The organism is Streptomyces sp. NPDC002701, from assembly GCF_042889045.1.
Lineage (GTDB): Bacteria > Actinomycetota > Actinomycetes > Streptomycetales > Streptomycetaceae > Streptomyces.
The window spans coordinates 13,852-30,689 of record NZ_JBIAQL010000014.1; the positions used below are offsets into that span (position 1 = coordinate 13,852).

16 protein-coding genes and 2 pseudogenes are annotated in these 16,838 nt (G+C 68.8%); 8 read left to right on the forward strand and 10 right to left on the reverse strand.

What is annotated here, in order from left to right; translation table 11 throughout:
* Positions 1–29: 29 nt before the first annotated feature.
* Together ACFYXC_RS29180 and ACFYXC_RS29185 are read right to left on the reverse strand one after the other, a co-directional pair.
* Positions 30–1,364 (reverse strand): YcaO-like family protein, encoded by a 1,335-nt coding sequence (locus ACFYXC_RS29180; protein WP_389554906.1) that lies wholly within the window; start codon positions 1,362–1,364, stop codon positions 30–32.
* 124 nt (positions 1,365–1,488) lie between these two features.
* Positions 1,489–1,638, reverse strand: a complete 150-nt coding sequence (locus tag ACFYXC_RS29185; RefSeq protein WP_389554907.1) for a hypothetical protein — start codon at positions 1,636–1,638, stop codon at positions 1,489–1,491.
* A gap of 331 nt (positions 1,639–1,969) precedes the next feature.
* On the opposite strand from ACFYXC_RS29185, the gene ACFYXC_RS29190 reads away from it, so the two are divergent.
* Positions 1,970–2,185, forward strand: a complete 216-nt coding sequence (locus ACFYXC_RS29190; RefSeq protein ID WP_389554909.1) for a hypothetical protein — start codon at positions 1,970–1,972, stop codon at positions 2,183–2,185.
* Here the strand turns inward: ACFYXC_RS29190 and ACFYXC_RS29195 are convergent.
* Positions 2,175–2,336 (reverse strand): annotated as a pseudogene (locus ACFYXC_RS29195) (restriction endonuclease); the annotation flags it as partial. The gene ACFYXC_RS29190 and the pseudogene ACFYXC_RS29195 overlap by 11 nt on opposite strands.
* A 275-nt stretch (positions 2,337–2,611) precedes the next feature.
* Here ACFYXC_RS29195 and ACFYXC_RS29200 point away from each other — a divergent pair.
* From ACFYXC_RS29200 to ACFYXC_RS29215, 4 genes are all read left to right on the forward strand, one after another.
* Positions 2,612–2,983 (forward strand): ATP-binding protein, encoded by a 372-nt coding sequence (locus ACFYXC_RS29200; RefSeq protein WP_389555053.1) that lies wholly within the window; start codon positions 2,612–2,614, stop codon positions 2,981–2,983.
* A gap of 73 nt (positions 2,984–3,056) precedes the next feature.
* On the forward strand, positions 3,057–3,422 hold the full coding sequence (locus ACFYXC_RS29205; protein ID WP_389554911.1) for an STAS domain-containing protein: 366 nt from the start codon (positions 3,057–3,059) through the stop codon (positions 3,420–3,422).
* An 823-nt stretch (positions 3,423–4,245) separates the two neighbouring features.
* Positions 4,246–5,160, forward strand: a complete 915-nt coding sequence (locus tag ACFYXC_RS29210) for a replication-relaxation family protein (protein WP_389554913.1) — start codon at positions 4,246–4,248, stop codon at positions 5,158–5,160.
* A gap of 406 nt (positions 5,161–5,566) precedes the next feature.
* Positions 5,567–7,429: a Helicase associated domain protein gene (locus ACFYXC_RS29215; RefSeq protein WP_389554915.1), complete on the forward strand. Its 1,863-nt coding sequence runs from the start codon at positions 5,567–5,569 to the stop codon at positions 7,427–7,429.
* A gap of 61 nt (positions 7,430–7,490) precedes the next feature.
* Here the strand turns inward: ACFYXC_RS29215 and ACFYXC_RS29220 are convergent, their stop codons facing one another.
* From ACFYXC_RS29220 to ACFYXC_RS29230, 3 genes are read right to left on the reverse strand one after another with little or no spacing between them, the layout of a single operon-like run.
* Entirely contained in the window at positions 7,491–9,338 is a 1,848-nt protein-coding gene (locus tag ACFYXC_RS29220) for a hypothetical protein (protein ID WP_389554917.1), read from the reverse strand.
* Entirely contained in the window at positions 9,335–9,817 is a 483-nt protein-coding gene (locus ACFYXC_RS29225; protein WP_389554919.1) for an ABC-three component system middle component 2, read from the reverse strand. Before ACFYXC_RS29225 ends, ACFYXC_RS29220 begins: the two co-directional genes overlap by 4 nt.
* Entirely contained in the window at positions 9,814–10,869 is a 1,056-nt protein-coding gene (locus ACFYXC_RS29230) for an ABC-three component system protein (RefSeq protein WP_389554921.1), read from the reverse strand. The genes ACFYXC_RS29225 and ACFYXC_RS29230 overlap by 4 nt, the downstream gene beginning before the upstream one ends.
* 270 nt (positions 10,870–11,139) lie before the next feature.
* Here ACFYXC_RS29230 and ACFYXC_RS29235 point away from each other — a divergent pair.
* Together ACFYXC_RS29235 and ACFYXC_RS29240 are read left to right on the forward strand one after the other, a co-directional pair.
* Positions 11,140–11,646, forward strand: a pseudogene (locus ACFYXC_RS29235) (ATP-dependent DNA ligase); the annotation flags it as partial.
* A gap of 128 nt (positions 11,647–11,774) precedes the next feature.
* Positions 11,775–12,083, forward strand: coding sequence for a hypothetical protein (locus ACFYXC_RS29240; RefSeq protein WP_389555055.1), 309 nt, complete (start codon positions 11,775–11,777; stop codon positions 12,081–12,083).
* 62 nt (positions 12,084–12,145) lie between these two features.
* Here the strand turns inward: ACFYXC_RS29240 and ACFYXC_RS29245 are convergent, their stop codons facing one another.
* The 4 genes from ACFYXC_RS29245 to ACFYXC_RS29260 form a co-directional block, all read right to left on the reverse strand.
* Positions 12,146–13,384: a PP2C family protein-serine/threonine phosphatase gene (locus tag ACFYXC_RS29245; protein ID WP_389554923.1), complete on the reverse strand. Its 1,239-nt coding sequence runs from the start codon at positions 13,382–13,384 to the stop codon at positions 12,146–12,148.
* A 202-nt stretch (positions 13,385–13,586) separates the two neighbouring features.
* Positions 13,587–14,381, reverse strand: a complete 795-nt coding sequence (locus ACFYXC_RS29250; RefSeq protein WP_389554925.1) for a hemolysin III family protein — start codon at positions 14,379–14,381, stop codon at positions 13,587–13,589.
* A 60-nt stretch (positions 14,382–14,441) separates the two neighbouring features.
* Positions 14,442–14,774 (reverse strand): MerR family transcriptional regulator, encoded by a 333-nt coding sequence (locus ACFYXC_RS29255; protein WP_389554926.1) that lies wholly within the window; start codon positions 14,772–14,774, stop codon positions 14,442–14,444.
* 953 nt (positions 14,775–15,727) lie between these two features.
* Positions 15,728–16,156: an ATP-binding protein gene (locus ACFYXC_RS29260; RefSeq protein WP_389554928.1), complete on the reverse strand. Its 429-nt coding sequence runs from the start codon at positions 16,154–16,156 to the stop codon at positions 15,728–15,730.
* 220 nt (positions 16,157–16,376) lie between these two features.
* On the opposite strand from ACFYXC_RS29260, the gene ACFYXC_RS29265 reads away from it, so the two are divergent.
* Positions 16,377–16,745 carry an STAS domain-containing protein gene (locus ACFYXC_RS29265; protein ID WP_389554929.1) on the forward strand — a complete coding sequence of 123 codons (369 nt, stop codon included), beginning with the start codon at positions 16,377–16,379 and terminating at the stop codon, positions 16,743–16,745.
* Positions 16,746–16,838: the final 93 nt, after the last annotated feature.

The following is a 16,838-nucleotide window of genomic DNA, read 5'->3' on the forward strand; positions in this document are numbered from 1 at the left end:
CGCCTCACCCGCTATCACGCACCAACTCGTTATACCGCAGGCAGGGGAGCGCCCGGGGCGGTGTCGGTCTGTGCTGGTCGGGGGCGGTGGTGGTGGGCGTTGCCGCGGGTTCCGGGCAGGACGGGCATGTCGTCGGCGACGAGGACGAAGCGTTCCAGGCCGGGGACGATCACGTTGCAGACGCTCAGGTGGTCGCTGAGGTGATGTGCGCGGGCGTAGGCGGTGTAGCCGCGTCGGGCCAGTTTGTGGAGCAGGTTGTGCAGGTGGCCCTGGGGGGTGGCCGGTGTGGGGTGGTCGGGGAAGGCGACGGTGGTGGCATCGGGCAGGTGGCGGGAGAAGTCGGCCAGGTGGCAGCGGTGCAGGGCCGGGTAGGAGCGGGTGCGTCCCGTGGCGGGGCGGGCGGCTTGGGCGGCTTGGGCGGCGGGTCGGGAGGCGCAGCTGTGGATCTGGATCAGTTCGCTCAGGGCCCGTTCGGCGGCGTAGGCGCGTGAGAGTGAGGCGCCGGCGCCGCGGGTGCGGGCCGGGGTGCCGGGTGGGGCGGGGGTGTAGGCCCAAAAGACGGGCACGTCGAGGTCGGTGGTGGCTTCCAGCAGGTGCACCGGGGCTTTGAGGCGGCTCTGAGCGCTTTGGTGCAGCTGTTGCAGCCGGCCTGGGAGCGCTGTGGGCTCTACCACGCGCAGTGAGCCCGGTTCGGGAGCAGGGGGGAGGAACTGCTCGATGAGCAGCAGGGACATCGCGTCGCGCTCGATGATCTCGTTCAGGGCGTGTACCAGGGCCTCGGCCCAGGTGGCGCCGGCGGCCCATCCGTTGTTCATCGCATACCGGCACACCCCGGTGTAGGGGTAGGCGTCCGCGTAGCGGGCGGCTGCGGTGCGCCGGGAGTCGTTGAGGTAGTCCGGAACGTTCAGGAACACCGGCACCAGAAGCTCTTGGCTGTCGTCGGACAGGCTGCGGTAGGGCAGGCAGGCCAGCGGTTCATCGGGGCCCTCGGCCAAAAGCCTCGCCACCGCCTCCCCCCTCAGCGGCCCCGCGGCGATCTGGCGGGCGCTGCACAGGACCACCTCGTCGGTATCGGGCAGTGTTGCGGTCAGGTGATGTTCCAGCGCCTCGAACAGCGCCCCCACCCGGGCCGCCGGCTCATCGCCCTTGCCGCTGCCCCGGCCGCCCGGCACCTGACGTCCGTCGCGATACAGCACACATTCCCAGGCACCCGGATCCGTCTCGGGCACCGGATCCAGCGTGAACGTCAGCCCCAGCTCGCCGGCGGCGGCCACACCGTGCTGCCACGCCCCCGCCAGATCCATGCCGCGCTCACCGCACTGCCGCACCCCCGAGACATCACCGGACACAGGAAAAGCAGTCACCCTCACACTTCACTCCGCAGGACGGTACGGCAGCGCACCAGACGAGCAGACGGCCGGTGCGGCCCGTCACCGCCGAACCGCACCGGCCACCTCGACACACGCGACACTCAAGGACGCCGACTTTTCAGTCGGCCGTCTCCTGCGGCGTCTTCTGCTCCTCCTGCGCCAGCTCGGCCAGCTGCTCCTGCTCACCAGCACTGAGCTGCTCAGCCTGCGGATCGTCCCCGGTGTAGGCGCTGACGTCGTTGAACCAGAAACCTCTACCCATGATCATCGCCTTCTCGCTAGGGTTTCCTCCCGCGAAGGCCGGACCTCCACCGGACGGCCCGGCCGATGTGGATGACCGTACGAGCACGCCCGCGAAGAACCACTGCCCCCTCACAGGACTCGACGACCACCGAGTAACCCCAACACAATCGGCATAAACGAATAAAGCGCCCAATAAGGGGCGGGATGGATCAACGGTCGTCCCCGCCCACCCCGCGGTCGACTGGGAGCAGCTGCGCACGGTGGAGAAAGGCCGACGCTCTCCGCTCGCGGTGCTGAAGTCGGGCCGGGCCCCGGTAACCGCCTGAGCCTGCGGGCGCCCGTACAGCGCTACAAGGGTGCTCCCCCGCCCGCCGCGCGTCCCAGCCGTCCAGAAAGGCAGCCAGGGCGCGGCGCTGCTCTTCGTCGCGGGCAAGCTGCCGGGCGAGGACGTCGCGGTCGACGTAGGGGTCGACGTAGGGCTCGACGTAGGGCTCGACGTAGGGCTCGACGGCGGTGAGGACCAGGCGCTGGAGCTCGGCCGGCTCCAGCGCCTCCACCTCCGGTGCCCTTGAGCGGGGCGGACAGGCGGCCGTCGGCTTCGCGAAGGACGACTTCGGCGAGGACGCCTCGGCCGCCGCTCTTGGGCAGGGCGGCGAGACGCCGGACGTCGGCGGCCACCGCGCGGGCGTGCCCGGTGAGCTGGAGGGCGATCTGCTCGTAGTCGTGTCCGGCTTGCGCGGCTCTCCGGGGGCACGGGCGGCAGTTGTTGCTGAGCTGAGTAGGCGCGCCGGCAGCTCCGTTGTGTAACGGCCTGTGGCGCAGGGTGGCGGGAATGTGATGATGTCGCCAGGGTATGCGGGGTGGACAAGCGCTTCGGCAGTGAGGCGGACGGTGTGTATCTGGCTGGGCAGGACAAAGGACGGCACCCGCTCATAGGGCCTGCGCTGTCGGCTTCCGCCGTCTTCGAGAGCAGCCCGGACATTTCCGCTGCCCGGGTCATGACCCGGGACTTTCTGGAATCGGTACAGGCCGAGCACGGGCTGCCGGTGTCGGACCGGGCCACGGGCATGGTGCAGCTGGTGGTGAGCGAGCTGGTGACCAACGCCCGCAAATACGCCCCCGGCCCCTGTTTGCTCACCCTGTCCGTCGTCGCGGGATCCGTCGAGGTGATGGTGTGGGACAGCAGCACCACCCTGCCCACGGTCCAGCCACCGGACCCCACCCGGATCGGGCAGCACGGCCTGGAGATCGTCATGGCCCTGTGCCAGAGCTTCGAAATCCACCGCGAGCCCGTCGGCAAACGCATCAAAGCAACGCTCGTCCTGGCCGACGACCCCGGCGGAGACGCAGCCGGCCGCCAGATGATGTGACCACAGCCCACCGCAGTAGCCTTTGCGGCGGAAGCGCAGGTCGGAGCAGCACCGAGTGTTGTTGAGGAAAGTAGTGGCGAAGAACAACGGTCCAGCCCGGGGCAACCGGTTTTCGGTCGTCTGCACTGCCACCGACGGCATCCGCGTCCTGACCCTGCGCGGCGAGATCGACCATAGCGCCGCTCCCGGCCTCCTCAAGGCCCTCACACCGGACGACGACACCACAGCCATGCGCATTGTTCTGGACCTCAAGAACGTCACCTTCATGGACTCCACCGGCATCAACGCCCTCATCACCGCCCACCAGACAGCCCAGCGCACCCATGGCTGGCTGCGCCTGGCCGCCCCCACCGAAACCGTCCAGCGGGTCATCCACATCGTCGGCCTGGACCACCTCATCCCCTCCTACCCCACCCTGCGCCAGGCCCTCCACCCCTAACCCGCCCCGCCGCGCCCGCCCCGCCGCGCCCGCCGCGCCTGGTAAAGCGCGGGCCCCGATCACCCGAGGCGCGCCCGCACACCCCGACCACCCTGCTCCTTCTTCCTTCCGGCCTGGTGGGGTGGGGGTGCGCTGAGAGGGATGTCAGCGCACCGGGCTGCCGGCGGCTGCTTTCTGGCCTGGGAGAACGTCTGAGCCCCGGCGAAGGCGGGGTACCCCATGCCCTCCCTGCTGCCCTCCCTGATGTCCTCATGTCCTCCCTCCCGTGCGCCGGTGGCCATCCACGGCCTGGCGGCCGCGCTCGCGGGAGGGCTGGCTGTGTGAAGAGACGCTGTCCCGCGCTGGCAGTCCCTTGTCATCACCCACACCTGCGCGCTCGGAGCTCTGCTGCCAGCCCTCGCTCCGTTCCCCCGCTTTCCCGTACACGTCGGTCTGGTCCGACGTGTACGGCGCGGAGGCGGAGCCGACGCGCAACAAGAGGACGGCGCCCCGATCCCCCGGGGTGCACCGGCCCGCCCCGCCCTTCCCGTCTTCTTTCTTGGTCCGGGCGGAGGTGGAGAGGTGCACACAGGGGGATGTCGGGCTGGCGACCACCGCTCACCACCCATGGTCACCTGCACTTTCGCCGTCTGACGCCGGGTGGGGTGCAGACAGTTGTCGGACCGGTCGGGGGCGGGGTTCTGGGCCCGGTCGGGGGTGGTGTTGTCGGATCGTGACCGTGGTCGGGCCTTCGTGGTAAGCGAACCGGTCGGGGCCGGCTGCTGCCGTGGCAGGACAAGCGCGGCGCCCGCACCGAGGGCGCTGCCGTGTCGCGGAGGCAGCGATGGTGAATGTGGACGCGGGTGGCACAGACCGGCTGGTGCTGGCGGTGCTGGCGCAGTACCGGATGGCGACGACCGAGCAGCTGCATCTGCTGACCGCTCCCGGGGTGCGGATCGAGCAGACCCGGCGCCGGCTGATGAAGCTGCGCGGCGAGGGGCTGGTGGAGCGGATCACGCTGGCGCAGGCGGGGCGGATGCGGGTGTGGTTCGCCACCGGGTACGGGGCGCGGATCGCCGCCACCTGGCCGGAGTTACGTGATCTGCCGGCACGGCGGTATGCCGGCGACCGGACCGCGGTGCGGCTAAAGACCGGACACGGGCTCACTGTGACCGAGGTCGGGCTCGCCTTCGTGCAGGACGCCCGGCGGCGCGGGGAGATCTGCCGGCCGCTGGACTGGATACCCGAAGTCCACCACCCACTCGGCAGCGGAGAGGCGGTGATCCCCGATGCGCTGGTGTACTACCGCACCCGCGAAACCGGCCGTGACGAGGGCGGGGTGATGCTGCGCGCGTTCGTGGAAGTCGACCGCGCCACCATGGGACCCGAGCGCCTGGCCGCCAAGGTCGGCGCCTACGCCCGGCTCCACCGCCACATCCCCGTGCCGGGCGGGCGCCACCGCGGGTACGGGACACAGCCGGCCGCGCAGCAAGACCAAGAGGCATGGCGCAAGCGGTACCCGATCTTCCCCCGACTGCTGTTCGTCCTCGACGCAACCGGGCCCGCCGGCATCGAACACCGGGTACGGGCCCTGCGCGCAGCCACCCGCGAACCCCTCCCGCACCGCTTCCTGCACGAGGTACCCGTGCTGTCAGCGGCCATGACCGACCTGCTACGCGAGGGGCCGTCAGCAGCCGTGTGGAGGCCCGCACAACACCCCGACCGGAGAGTGAGCTGGCTCAACCCCTGGCCCACCTGACCACCCCTCACTGCCCCGGTGGGCCCCGACCGGTTGGGGCCCACCGGGCAGAGCGGTCGGCCCCCACCGGGCGTGACGTGGTCGCCCCGACCATGACCATGACCACGGCAGGTCACGCCCATGGTCGGGGGTCAGCGGACGAAGGGGCACACAGTGACTGCGGGCAGGCCGTGACCGGGGCGCACGCGACGTCGTTGACGTTGACGAAGCGTGTTTCCCGTCCCCCGCGTGGAATGCGTAAGCGAGCCCCCGGTGATGACGCCCCCCGGGGGCTCGCTGCTTCCACCCAGGCCGCGTGCGAACACCGCCGGCCAGAACGGGCACCACCCCGACCACGGCCCGCCGCAGCCGTACCGCCAGGACGACCATGGACGCCACACAGTTGCGCAGCCGAATGTGCACCCCCGTGCTCACTCGCGCTGCGCATGCACGGCCGCGCTGCACGCGGGGCCGGCGCCTGGCCCTGCTGCAGACCGCGCTCCTGGGGCACGCCGCCGCGCACAACCTCCGTACGGTCATGACGTTCCACCAGAAGGTGCAGGAGGCCGCCGCGTTCGCGGAGAAACTTTCCGAGACAGCAGCCGAGCTGTACGTCAACGACGCCACCGACGACGACCTGGCCGCTGCGGACAAGCTGCCGAAGTCCTCGATTGACGCGGAGTTCTACGAACTCGAGGCCGGCCGCCACGTACCGCCGGACCGGGCGTGGTCGGCATGGCTGTGCGGCGACCACCTCGTCAGCGAACGGCGCGAGGTCCTGCGCCAGTTCGCCAACGGCATCGACGCGGCCGGGCGCCGGGTCCACCGGGCGTTCCTCGCCAGCGTGCGCGTGCTCGGGGAGGGCGTCGACATCACGGGCGAGCGGGGCGTGGAGGCGGTGTGCTTCGCGGACACCCGCGGCTCGCAGGTGGAGATCGTGCAGAACATCGGTCGAGCGCTGCGCCTCAACAAGGACGGCAGCACGAAGGTCGCGCGGATCATCGTGCCGGTGTTCCTGGAGCCCGGCGAGGACCCGCAGGACATGGTCGCCTCCGCCTCGTTCCGCCCCCTTGTAGCGGTCCTCCAAGGACTCCGCAGTCATGATGAACGACTCGTCGAGCAGCTCGCCTCCCGCGCTCTCACCAGCGGGAAACGCAAGGTCCACGTCCGGCGTGACCAAGACGGGCAGATCGTCGGGGCCGGCGGCGAAGGTGACGGCGAGGGCCAAGACGACACGCAGGCCGCTGCCGAAGCGGCGCTGCTGCACTTCTCCAGCCCGCGCGATGCGGCGACGATCGCGGCGTTCCTGCGCACCCGGGTCTACCGGCCGGAGTCGCTGGTGTGGCTGGAGGGCTACCAGGCCCTGCTCCGCTGGCGGAAGGAGAACGAGATCACCGGCCTCTACGCCGTTCCCTACGACGTCGAGGTCGAGGTCGGGGCGACGAAGGCGTTTCCGCTGGGGCACTGGGTCCACCAGCAGCGGAAGGCACTGCGGGCAGGTGAACTGGAGGAGCGGCGCAAGACCCTGCTGGACACCCCCGAGGCCGGGATGGTCTGGGAGCCGGGCGAAGAGGCGCGGGAGGCCAAGCTCGCCGCGCTGCGCTCGTACCGGCGGGCCACCGGGCACCTCGCCCCGAGACAGGACGCGGTCTGGGGCGAGGGCGAGGCGATGGTGCCCATCGGCCAGTACATGGCCAACCTCCGGCGGAAAGGCGCGAAGAACGGCCTGGGCAAGGACCCGGAGCGGGCCGCCGTGCGCGCGGCGCAGCTGACCGCGATCGACCCGGACTGGAACTGCCCCTGGCCGCTGGACTGGCAGCGGCACTACCGCGTGCTGGCGGACCTGGTCGACGCCGACGGCAGCCTGCCCGACATCGCACCCGGCGTGCTGATGGACGGCGACGACATCGGCAAGTGGCTCCAGCAGCAGACCCAGCCGGGCACCTGGGCGCGGCTCCTGCCCGAGCAGCAGGAGCGGCTGACCGTGCTGGGCGTGAAGCCGCTTGAGGAGCCGTCTGCCGCCCCGGCGGCCGGACGTGCGGCGAAGGGTCCGAGCAAGGCGCAACAGGCGTTCCAGCGCGGCCTGGCGGCCCTCACACAATGGGTGGAGCGAGAAGGCGCAGACCGGCCGGTGCCGCGCGAGGCTAGCGAACAGATCACGGTCGACGGCGACCCGGAGCAGGTAGTCGTGAAACTGGGCGTATGGGTCTCGAACACCAAATCGAGGCGCGACAAGCTCACAGCGGAGCAGCTGGACGCGCTGCGGAAGCTGGGCATGGAGTGGGCGTAGCGCGTTGGGGGTGCGGCTGGCCGCCGCAGACAGTGGTCGGCCGCACCCCCAAATCTGGTGTTCAGTCCGTCGATGTGTGATCTCGTGGTGGGAAGAAGCCGAGACGCTCTGAACCGTCGACGCTGAAGGCGTAGATCCTGGCACGTTCGGTGACGGCGGCGGGCGGAGTGCCGTTCTCAATGATGATGACCTGTCCCGGGGGGTTGTCGAGCAGGTCTCGGTAGAAGTGCTCGACTACGTCGTAGGTCATCAGCTCTGGATCGGTTTCCCGGTTTTCGGCCTGTCGGAAAGTGACGACAGGCGAGTCGAGCATCACGAATCCGGGGTGGATGAATCCGCGAGCTCGGTTGCGGCGTGCCAGCGATACGACGAAAGCCGCATGGATGATGGACCGCATGCCGTGGCCTCGGCTACCCCGGGGGCGCCCGTCAACTGCGATCTCTGCACTCGTCGGGTTGTAGGTGACCCGGTTCTCCCCGGGGACATGCCAGGCTTCAAGCGTTTGATGAATCGCCTGCTCGAAGTCTGAAACGTCGGCAGCGGGAATGCCGTCTGACCTGACCGGCGGCGGGGCGGGCAGGGCATTCGACAGTGATGCCTTCATCTCCTCGAGCTGCTCGATCTGGGCGTGGATGGCCAGCTCCTGCTCCAGGCGTGAACGAGCCGCGAGGACCTCGCTGGTGTCTGTCGTGAGTGGTTCGAGCTGCTCCTCGAGTGCGCGCAGTTCACTGTCGATGCCTGTGAGCTGGTCATCGTGGAGGGCGCTTTCCGCGTTCAGATCTGCCGTTTGAGCCTCAAGATCTTCGATCGTGCTGAGAAGGTCGCGGTGCAGCTCGGTGGTCTTCCGAGTCTCGGCAGCTACAGCTGCGACCAGTTGCGTTGTCTCAGCAAGGTGATGCCCAGGGTGCTGATGCTCTGGTTCTGCACCGCAAAAGACGCAGGTTCCGGTCTGGAAGTAGCCCAGGAGATTTCCTGCTTCGCCGACCATGCGCAGGCGTTCGAGATCTGACTCGTACTGCTCCCGTAGCAGTGAGAACCGGGCTAGAAGTTGACGCACTTCGCTGGCGCGCTGCTGATTGGCGCTGCCGCTGGCTTCCAGGGCGCGGCGACGCTGTAGGAGCGCGGAGCGAGAAGCGATGAGCTGACTGGATCGGGAAGTGGCGTTGTCCAGTGAGCTTTGCAGGCGGGCCAGCTGCTCACGTAGCTCGGACTGATTTGCGGCGATGGTGAGCTTTCCGCGGTTGTCATCGATGAGGCGGTCAAGGATCTCGACCTGGCCCTTGCCGACCTTCTTCTCCACAGTGCCGGGAGCAGTCGGGCCGACTGGCTCGTCCTGTCCGGTGAGGAGGAGCTTAAGGACTGACTTCTCGCTGGTCTCGTTCTGCGGCAGCCCCGTAGTGAGGACCGGAGACCGCTCACCGCCCATACGCGAGTCGTTGATGACGGACAGCCGAGCCAGGTCCCGGAAGTTGAGCAGTCGTACTTCACCGCGTGAGTTCCGCAGGATCTTCAGTCCGTCGATCCCCAACGCCTTGAGGAGGTAACGGGAGATGTTTCGCTGGGAGGTCGAACTGTGCTTGAAGCCGAGCGTGGCGTCGGCCGGCGCCGTGGTGAGCTGTCGCAGATCCCGGTTGAACACGTCGATAGTGCTGTCCGCGAGCCCACGGGAGAGGGTCAGGACCCTGCCGTCGTCTGCTCGCAGCCCGAGCAGGATGCGACTGTAGCCCTCGTCCTCCGGGATGGGCTTGAGCTCGCTGGCACCGAGCATGTAGTCCACGGACTTCTCTACGTAGGACTTGCCACGCTCAGAAGCGCCGTAGATGACAGTCAGGCCCGGGCTGAACTCAACGGTCGCGGGAGGCTTGCCCACCCCGAGGAATGTCAGGTGTACCAGCGTCAGCCTGTTCACAGCACGTCCCCTTCGGCTGGGTGAGGAGTGTCAGCGGTGAGGCGGTCGAACCAGCGCTGAGTGATCTGCTTCATGCCGTCGCGGACGTCCGTTTCTTCGTGCATATAGGTGCTGACTAGCCAGGAGGCCCGTTTCGTGAGCAGCCCGACGTAGGGGGCTTCCAGGACGTTGAGGAAGCTGGCGGCCTCCTCTGTGGCCCCGTAGAGGAAGCCGTCGTCGGTGGCGATCATGTCGGCCAGGCCGGCGCGCATCAGCACGACGAGTCCCTGTTCGATGAGGCGCCGACGCATGCCGAGTTCGCCAGGACCAACGGGAAGCTTGGGGTGGAGGCTGGACGGGCCGTCGGTGAGGTCACCGCTGTGGAGCATCGCGTGATCGAGGTAGACGAGCTGGGCGACGTCCAGGCGGCGGGGGAAAGTCTCGGACAGCAGGACCAAGGCGCGGACGCCGACTTCCAGGGGGCTGTTGAGAGGATTCACGCGGACTCCTCTTTGCACCAAGTCAGCTTGTGGTCGTTCGCCAGATGATGGCAGAGCCCCTTGAGATCGAGGACTTCCACGACGGGGGCGAGGATGTTGTGTGGGTTGGGCTGGTGGGCTGCGGCGGCGTCCAGCACTGCGTCCAGGCGCTCGTGTCCGCAGTTGTAGTCGCGGTCCTCGATGTCGACCACGGCGTTGTACAGGTTCGTTTCGATCTTCTTGTACGTGGCCTCGGGAACACTCTCGCGGGCGAAGACCCGCAACGCGTCTGCGTGGAAGAACGCCTCGCGCTGGCGAGCCAGGTGCCGGTTGATCCGCTCGTGCTCGCGAGCCTGGGCAAGGGTCTCCAGGCTGAGGCCGTACTTCTCGTTGTAGACGTCCAGGAGCTTTTGCACATACACGGCCTCGTCAGCTCTCTGTTCCGCAGGCGCCGGATCAGCATCTGGACGCGGCCTCAGCCGCTCCGGAAAGCGCCGTACGTGGTGCGGGGTCGTCGCGTGCAGCTCAAGGATGTTGTCGATGTCTGCGGCCTCGAACATCGAAAATTCCGTCTGTCGAGCGAGGTCCCCGACCGCCTGGCGTACGACCAGGTCAAGGTCCGCCCCGAGCTTGGAGTCCGCCTTGTCCCAGGCTTCGAGGAAGTCCTTCTTCAGTTTCGGGGGGTGGAGGAGGAGCCGATCAAGGGTCTGGCCGATCTTCGGTGCCACGAAGACGTACCGAGTGGGCAGCTCGTACTCACCCAGCACCTTCGCCGTGAAGATCTTGACCATCTCGGGCCACGCATCGCTCTGCGTCAGCGCCTTGCTGTAGTGCTTGCACTGGTAGCAGTGCCACTCACCGGCGGTGCCCTGCGGAGTCAGGCAGGCCGCGACGTCCGCTCCTCGGTCGCCTGCCCCGCCCATTCTCTTCACCCGCAGATAGGGGCGCCCGTTCCACAGGCCGAATGCCCGGACCCATTCGACGGTGAAGTCCTCCCAGTCGTCGGCCTTGTAGACGTGGGCCAGGAGCTGTTGCGGCGTGAAAGTAGGAGCGCCCTGCGGAGTGGTGACCACCACCGGAGGCGAGGCCGGCTCCGGAATGTTCTCGAAGACTGGCCTCGCCCCATCACTGCCTGGCTCCAGCTCCCCAGCCACACTTCACCGCCCCCCGACACTGATCCGTCCCGCAAGATCACGCAACGTAGTCATATCATCCCGGCTTGCTCAGCGTGAAGGCCGGGAGACGCAACGCGCACGCTTCAGCTGGGTCTGGTGGTAGCAGCAGGACAGCATCAGAGTTCTTGGTGGAAGGAATCGGGTGTGACATGGACGCTGCCCGAGCCGATGCTGACCATCCCCGTGCCCGTACCCGATCTGCGGCCTGGCTGTGCTGCGGAGCCAAAGTGGGACGGCTTTCGGGCTCTCGTCTCCGTCGACGCGGGCCAGGTAGTGCTGCGCTCCAGGCGCGGCACCGAGATGGGGCCGGCATTTCCGGAGGTCGTGGCCGGGGCCGTACAGCTGCCGGACGCGACCGCGTTGGACGGCGAGCTGGTCGTATGGGATGCCGCGGGCCGCCTCGCGTTCGAGCGGCTACAGAACCGGCTGCAGCGGCGCGGAGCCGGAGCAATCCGGGCGGCTGAGGAATGGCCGGCCCACTTCGTCGCGTTCGATCTGCTGCGCCTGTCCGGGACGGACACCACCTCTTGGCCGTATCGGCGGCGCAGGGTCGCGCTTGCATCCGTGTTCGCCGCCCGCCGGTTGTCGGCGCCGTGGGCGCTGTGTCCGTCGACCACCGAGGCCGACGTCGTGCGCGAGTGGCTGACGTGGGCGTCGGTCGGGATGGAGGGAGTGGTCTTCAAGAGACTGGACGACGCCTACCGCCCGTCGGCGAGGGGCTGGCAGAAATACAAGGTCCGTGAGAGACGAGCGAGGCGATCGTCGGCGCGATCACCGGTTCTCTGGCCGTTCCCCGCACGCTGCTGCTCGGCAGGTACGCCGACGGAGGACGCTTTCAGTACGTCGGGCGCACCACCTCCCTCGCCCAGGCGGCAGGTGCGGCGCTCGCCGGTCTGCTCGCTGCGGGGCGGCGCGGTCATCCGTGGACAGGCTGGTCGTTCTCTGCCGGGTGGGGCAGCCGGGAGAAGCTGAACGTGACGTTGGTGGAACCCGGGCTGGTTGTGGAAGTCGGCGTCGACGTCGCCCGCGACGCCTCCGGCCGGTGGCGGCATCCCGCACGCTGGCACCGTGCCCGCCCCGACCTCTCCCCCGCCGACATCCCGACCTTCTGACGGCGACGTTGCGCAGCAAGGGCCTTCCGCTGCTTGGCCGGGTCGCCACCAAACGCCCAGGGTCATCGCTCGGGAGTGGTCCGTCCCGTCCCTGACGCGTGTGAGGCGTCGGTGAGGTCGGCGCCGGTGGCGGCGTCTCGCTGGGAGTGGTTGGTGCCGTGCCAGTCCAGGCACATGACGGTCGCGTCGTCCTGCAGGTGGCCGTCGTTGGCGTCGACGATCGCCGCGATGAGGGTGCGGGCGGCCTCGCGGGGATGCAGCGGGCGGGTGCGCACGATCAGGTCGGACAGGTTGAGGGTGCCTGCGTTGTGCTCCAGCATGCCGTCGGTGAGCATCACCAGCCGGTCGCCCGGACGCAGGTCGAGTGACTGGACCCGGTAGGTATGAGGGGCGTCGAAGCCGAACGGCATGTCGACAGTCGGAGTGATCTCCTGTACTTGGCCGTTCCGCATGCGCAGCGGCCAGGGGTGCCCGGCGTTGATGAACTCGGTCTTGCCGTCGATCAGGTTGATGCGCAGGAGCTGGCCGGTGACGTAGCCCCTGTGGCCGTGCTCGCGCATGGCCTGGTCGGCCTGGCGGGCCTGTTCGGCGAGATCGGCACCGGCCCGCCGGGCCCGGCGCAGGGCGCCCACCGCAAGGGTGGCCAGCAGGGCGGCGTCGACATCGTGCCCCATGGCATCGGTGACGGAGAGCTGGACGGTGTCCCGGTCGATCGCGTAGTCGAAGGTGTCACCCCCGACGTGGTCGGCCGGCTCCAGCGCTCCGGCCACCGCGAACTGCGCCGCCTCGCAGGCCAGTGACGCGGGGAGCAGCCGGTGCTGGATCTCCGCGGCCAGACTCAGGGGGACGGTACGGCGGCCCCACTGGTACACGTCGGTGTGGGACCGGTTGGCGATGACAATGTATGCCAGAGCGTGCGCGGTCTCGCCGATCTCCCGCATCGTCTCCGCGTCCGGCGCGGCGGGCAGGAAGAGTTCGAGGAGTCCGATGGCGTCCCCGCGGTTGGTCACCGGGGCCACGATCCGCACCAGAGCGCCCTCGCCCTTGTCCTCCACGCCCGGCCGCTGGGTACGGATCACATTGTCGTACAGGGTGCCCCGCAGCGTGATGCGCCGGGCGGGTTCGTCGGTGTCAACGCTGCCCGCCGCCCCCAGCCGTACGACCGAACTGCCGGTGAAGTCGGTGATCAGGAACGACACCGACACCGCCCCGAGGCGCTCCTGGAGCATGCGCGCGACCACGTCGAGCGACTCCACGGGCGCCGCGGCCTCCGCCGCCTCCAACGTCCCCGCCAACGTCATCGCCCTGCCCCGGCCACTTTCGCCCCGGTGAAGACGAGCGGTCCGCCCGCCGTCCGGCCTTTCTACGGTCACAGCGGCTCCTCCATTGCTCGATGACGCTCAGGGCTTCGCTCGGAAAGACGCGGGAGATCAGTACCGGTCCCGGTACCCGGAGAGGTCACATTGCACCACCGGGCCCGACTTCTGCCCTCGAACACCGTTACTAGGTGGCTGCGAGGAGGATGGCGGTGTAGTGCGCGGTGAAGGCAGCGATGGTCAGAGCGTGAAAGACCTCGTGGAAGCCGAACCAGGCCGGGGAGGGGTCCGGGCGCTTGAGTCCGTAGACGACGGCGCCCCCGGTGTAGAGCAGACCGCCGGCGACGACGAGGACGACGACCGCGATGCCGCCGGCGTGCGCGAAGTCGGGCAGATTGAAGACGGCCACCCAGCCCAGCGCGATGTAGCACGGGGTGTACAGCCAGCGGGGAGCCCCGATCCACAGGACGCGGAAGGCGATCCCGGCCAGCGCGCCCGCCCACACCACCGTCAGCAGCACCCTCTGCCGGCCTTCGGGCAGCAGCAGTACCGCCAGCGGTGTGTAGGTGCCGGCGATGATCAGGAAGATGTTCGCGTGGTCCAGCCGCCGTAGGACCGCCTCCCCGCGCGGGCCCCACGTTCCGCGGTGGTAGACCGCGCTGGTGCCGAACAGCAGGCAGGCCGACAGCACGTACGCCGCGCAGGCCGCCACCGCCGCGCCCGTGCGTGAAACAGCGATCAGGACGATCCCGCCGACGAGCGCCAGGGGGAAGACGCCGGCGTGCAGCCAGCCGCGCATCCGCGGCTTCAGCGCAGCCGCCGCGCGCTCCGCCCCGCCTTCCAGGCCGGTGGCGGCAGTCAGCCGGCCTGTTGCGACGGGAGACGCACCAATCGCCGGGATGCGCAGGGTGTCGGGCGGGTTGCCCGGGCCGGGCTGGGGCTCCCGTCCGTGGGACGGCGGCTCAGTGCCTTCGGCGATCATGCGCTCATATTCTTGAAAGGGCGGAAGTGTGCGGTTGGGCGCGGCATCGCGGACCGGGTATCAGGTGGCGGCTGTGTGCAGGGCTGCGCTACGGCGGTGTTCGGCGTTGATGCGCTGGGCTTCCTCGAGCTGGTCCTCGAGGGCGATGATGCAGCACGCGGCCTCGGTCGGGGTGCCCTGGTCGACGAGTTCCCGGGCGCGGGCGGCGATGCGCAGCTGGTAGCGGGAGTAGCGGCGGTGTCCGCCCTCGGAGCGCAGCGGGGTGATGAGGCGGTGGTCGCCGATGGCGCGCAGGAAGCCCTGCGTGGTGCCGAGCATCTCGGCGGCCCGGCCCATGGTGTAGGCGGGGTAGTCGTCGTCGTCGAGACGGCCGTACGAGTCGTCTGCTGTCATCTGACCTCTCTGTGGCACGCGTGGAGGGCCCTGGCGCCGTGCGGCGCCAGGGCCCGAAGGAACTGCTACACCATCTGCCGGTCCTTACTGCGCCGGCCTTCTGTTACCGCACGCCCGACCGGAATGCTGCCGGGAATGCTGGGATCGCGGTTGCTCGACCGGAGACCACCTCACTATCGATGTCCTGCGGTACCCGGACTCAACAAGCCGCCCGGGCGATCCTGATGGCGCCCAATTCCTCCGTTCATTCCCTCAATGCTGGTACTGCTCTACTGCGTACTGCTGGTGATGCGACCTGCTCCGTGGCCTGTCACAGCGCCACTCTTCGGCAGCCAGCCCCGTCGCCCGTCCTGCATCTGCTCTGGCTTAGAACCCCACTGCCGAACCTCCCGGTGCGCGCGTCCGCAGCCGACGCCTTCACCGAGGTACCGCTCACTGACTGCACTGCTGGGTACTGCGAACTTCACTTGCGGGTACTGCCACTGCGGTACTGCTCACGGCGGCCCCTGATCACTGCGGGCCACCCGGTCCGGTCGTCAGTCCCGTCACCGTCCTGCAACCCTGGCTTCGGAACTCCACCACCGCACCGTCCTGCGCACTGCAACTACGTACTGCTGCCTGGCAGTTCGTGTCTGCCAGGCCCTGCTGTCTCTCTGGGCTACGAGGAAAACCATAACCACACCACCACCCAATGTCTACTCCAGCCAGCACAGGTTTTCTGCGTGTCCGACGGTGGGGTATCGGCCATCGAGTAGCGATAGGAGCACAGATGGGGTCCGCCCAGGCCGAGGGTGCCAACCGGAGACCGGCCGGCGCAGGCGTGACGCGTCGCGGTCTCGTTGCACCGCGCGCCCCGGCCGGGCCCCAAGGGATGTCAGGCTGCCCGCCCCTTGGGACGTGTCTGGGGCAGGCCGTCATGGCAAGGCGACGGGCCAAGAGGGGCGCGCTGTCCGTTACTCGGGGTGGCCACTGGTGGCGTGTCCACCGGGGCCGTCGGACAGGGCGATGCGGGCCGTGATGTGCTTGCCGACCGGCTCCTGCTCGGTGAACAGGGCTTCGGTGACAGCCTTGACGATCTCCAGGCCGTGCTGGCCGATCCGGTCGGGATCAGCGGCCCGGGCCGCGGGAACGGTGGGGTCGCTGTCCCACACGACAACGTCCACGGCGCGGGCATTGATGCACAGTTCCAGCAGGACAGGGCCTGGAGCGTACTTGCGGGCGTTGGTGACCAGCTCACTGACCACCAGTTGGGTGAGGTCCCTCGCGCGAGCAGGCACGGGCAGGCCATGGTCGGTCCGGGCCTTCTCGAGGAAGGCGACGGCATGGTGGCGGGCTTCGGCGATGCAGCCGTCGTACCCGCTCAGGGCGTAGCCGGCGCGCATCAGGTATCCGTTCGCGGCCCTACAGCCGCCACCGTCGGCATGGGATCCCACTGGCCTCGCCCTCATTCCCCGTACACGAGTGCGCGAGTACCCACCCTCCCTGCATACATGGCAGAGGCACGTGGTTCGGCAGGCAACCGGGCGCATTCTGCCTGGGCGGTGGGGCAGAATCATCCGCGCACGCCCTGCCCGGGCCGGCCTAGGCACAGTCGAGGAGACCGTGAGCAACATCCAGAAGGAAGACCGGCCGGGCCGGTTCTCCGTCAAGGTCGAAGTGGTCGACGGCGTCCTCGTGGTGACCGTGCACGGCGAGATCGATCACAACGTCAAGGACACCCTTGGCCAGGCGCTGGCCTGTGAAGACGGGATGACGCCGCCCCTGCGGATCGTGGCGGATCTCAGCGGTGTGACATTCATGGACTCCAGCGGGATCAACGTCTTCATCACCGCCCACCGGAAAGTAAGCCAGGCTCAAGGGTGGCTGCGCATCGCCGGTGCCCAGGAGTCCGTCCTACGTGTGCTGCAGATGGTCGGCGTCGACACCGTCATTCCAAGCCACCCCACCGTCGAGCAGGCGTTGAACGCCTGACCACCCCTCATCGGGCCGGCCCATGGTTTCTGCATGAGGGGCGTCGCTGTACCGCCGGGTGGGGCAGCCAGGAAAAACTGGTCGTCACGCTGG

Bases quoted from the DNA above. Each gene is read 5' to 3' on its own strand.
- ACFYXC_RS29185 (WP_389554907.1), bottom strand. From the start codon at position 1,638: ATGATCATGGGTAGAGGTTTCTGGTTCAACGACGTCAGCGCCTACACC.
- ACFYXC_RS29200 (WP_389555053.1), top strand. From the start codon at position 2,612: ATGACCCGGGACTTTCTGGAATCGGTACAGGCCGAGCACGGGCTGCCG.
- ACFYXC_RS29210 (WP_389554913.1), top strand. From the start codon at position 4,246: ATGGTGAATGTGGACGCGGGTGGCACAGACCGGCTGGTGCTGGCGGTG.
- ACFYXC_RS29245 (WP_389554923.1), bottom strand. From the start codon at position 13,384: ATGACGTTGGCGGGGACGTTGGAGGCGGCGGAGGCCGCGGCGCCCGTG.
- ACFYXC_RS29250 (WP_389554925.1), bottom strand. From the start codon at position 14,381: ATGATCGCCGAAGGCACTGAGCCGCCGTCCCACGGACGGGAGCCCCAG.
- ACFYXC_RS29255 (WP_389554926.1), bottom strand. From the start codon at position 14,774: ATGACAGCAGACGACTCGTACGGCCGTCTCGACGACGACGACTACCCC.
- ACFYXC_RS29260 (WP_389554928.1), bottom strand. From the start codon at position 16,156: ATGCGCGCCGGCTACGCCCTGAGCGGGTACGACGGCTGCATCGCCGAA.